This is a genomic window from Mycobacterium sp. (assembly GCF_050701675.1).
In the GTDB taxonomy this organism is placed as follows: domain Bacteria; phylum Actinomycetota; class Actinomycetes; order Mycobacteriales; family Mycobacteriaceae; genus Mycobacterium.
Window position 1 is genome coordinate 1 of sequence record NZ_JBOGDD010001227.1, and the last position, 2401, is coordinate 2401.

At 68.2% G+C, this 2401-nt stretch carries 2 protein-coding genes; both read right to left on the reverse strand.

What is annotated here, in order from left to right; all coding sequences use genetic code 11:
- Positions 1-404 (reverse strand): Mur ligase domain-containing protein (locus ACRDUX_RS38125; protein ID WP_526422290.1); only part of this gene is annotated, 404 nt, incomplete at its 3' end.
- Positions 405-439: 35 nt separating this feature from the next.
- Entirely contained in the window at positions 440-2350 is a 1911-nt protein-coding gene (locus ACRDUX_RS38130; protein WP_526422292.1) for a peptidoglycan D,D-transpeptidase FtsI family protein, read from the reverse strand.
- Between the last annotated feature and the right edge of the window lie 51 nt (positions 2351-2401).

Sequence of the window (2401 nt, forward strand, 5' to 3'; positions counted from 1 at the left end):
GTCTTGCCCGAGGTACCCGTCACGCCGATCACGCGGACGCGCTCCGACGGCCGCCCGTAGACCCCAGCGGCCAGCTCGCCGAGGACCGCCCTCGGAGCTGGGTGCACCAGCACGGGCACGTCAATGCCTGCCATGGCCGCCGCCCCGGCCTGGTCGGTGAGCACCGCAACGGCCCCAAGTCGCACCGCGTCCGCGGCGAATCGGGCGCCGTGCGACGACGCACCAGGCAGGGCGGCGAACAGATCGCCCTGGTGGACGTCCTGGCTTCGCAACGTCACGCCGGTGACCCGAACCCGCGCCCAATCCGCTCCGGTAGAAGCCACCACCGGAACGGCTCGTACGCGCTCGGCCAACGCGGCTACGCCTTCACCGGCAGGACGCGAGGGACGCAAGTTCATGGCCATGACACCCTACCGGCCCGTCGGGAGCCGTCCCTCTCTCAACCCTGCAGGACGAGTGGCGCACCAGGGTCCGGCGACAGCGGCACGTTCTCGCGCTGCAGGAGCCAGGCCGCGATGTTGTGGATCAGCGGTGCTGCCGTCGTTCCCGGAGAGCCGTCCGCCGTGCGGTGCGGGTTGTCCATCATCACTCCGACGACGTAACGCGGATTGTCCGCAGGCACCATGGCGGCGAACGTGATCCAGTAGACGTCGTCGTAGTAGCACCCGCAGCCAGGGTTGATCTGTTGTGCGGTACCGGTCTTGCCTGCGAGCTGATACCCGTCGACCGCCGCCCCGGAGCCGGTACCCTGCTGCACACCCGTGGGATCGTGTTGAATGGTGGCCCGCAACATGTTCCGCACGGTCTGCGCCGTCGCCGGCGACACCACGCGGACACCATCCGGCCGAGGCTCGTCGGCGTGGGTGCCATCAGAGGCGATGGTGGACTTGATGATCCGCGGCGGGATGCGGACTCCGTCGTTGGCGATCGCCTGATACATCCCGGTCATTTGCAGCAGCGTCATCGAAAGGCCCTGTCCGATGGGCAGGTTCGCGAATGAGCTGCCCGACCACTGGTCGACCGGCGGGACCAGACCCGAGCTTTCGCCTGGCAGTCCAACACCGGAGCGCTGCCCGAGACCGAACTTGGCGGCCATGTCGGCCCACCGATCCGGGCCGACGCGCTGCGCCAGCATCAGCGTGCCGACGTTCGAGGACTTACCGAAGACGCCGGTGGTGGTGTACGGCATCACACCGTGGGACCACGCGTCGTGCACGGTCACCCCGCCCATGTCGATGGAGCCGGGTACCTGAAGCACCTCGTCGGGGTTCGTGAGACCGAACTCGATGGCCGAGGACGCCGTGATGATCTTGTTCACCGAGCCCGGCTCGAACGGCGACGTCACCGAGAGGTTGCCGAGCTCGCGGTCCTGCTGCCTGCCGACGTCCTGGCTCGGGTCGAACGTGTTGTCGTTCGACATCGCAAGGACTTCACCGGTTTTGGAGTCGAGCACCACCGCGGAGACGTTCTTGGCTCCGGAAAGGTTCTTTGCCTGCTGGACCTGTTGCTGGACGTAGAACTGGATGTCGTCGTCGAGGGTGAGCTGGATCGTCGAGCCGTTGGCCGCGTCGTGCCTGTTGCGGTAACTGCCGGGAATCACCACGCCGTCAGAACCACGGTCATACGTCAGCGATCCGTCGGTGCCCGAAAGCTTGGAGTCGAGCGAGTCCTCGAGGCCCAGCAGCCCGTGGCCGTCCCAGTCGATGCCGCCGACGATGTTCGCGGCAAGGGACCCGCCTGGGTACTGCCGGATGTCCTGGCGCTCTGCGCCCACCTCGGGGTACTTCGTGGTGATGGCATCGGCGATCGCCGGGTCGACCGCCCGCGCGAGGTAGACGAAGGAATCCTTCCCGACGAGCTTCTTGTAGACGGTGTCGGCGTCGGGCCGGTTGTTCAACAGCCCCGCCACACCCTTGGCGATCTCGCGCAGCCGCTTGGCGGGCTCGGGCGCCTGTGGCGACTTCGCCTGGGCCTCGACCAGCTGCTTCTGGACCCTGACCGGCTGAAACGTCAACGCGCGCGCCTCGGTGGTGAAGGCCAGTTTGTCGTCGTTGCGATCGACGATGCTTCCGCGCAGTGCCTTTTCGACGTCGGTGACCTTGAGCTGACTCGCCGCCTCCGCGCGCAGTCCCTCGGCACGCGGCACCTGAAGCATGAAGAGCTGGGCCGCCGCCAGCACCAGGACGAGCAGGATGACGCCGTTGCCCACCCTGTGCCGGAAGACGAAGGAGGCGCTGCGCAGTCCGTCGTCGGCGATGGCCTTGCGCGTGCGGCGCACCTTGGCGGAGTGCGGGGCGCCTGCGGGGGGGCTCGTCGCCTGCGCCTTCGCGCGATCTTGGCTGCGACTCATGCCGGAGCGCCTGGCACGGGTGCCGGGGGCGCCTGGCCCGCGTCGGGCGGC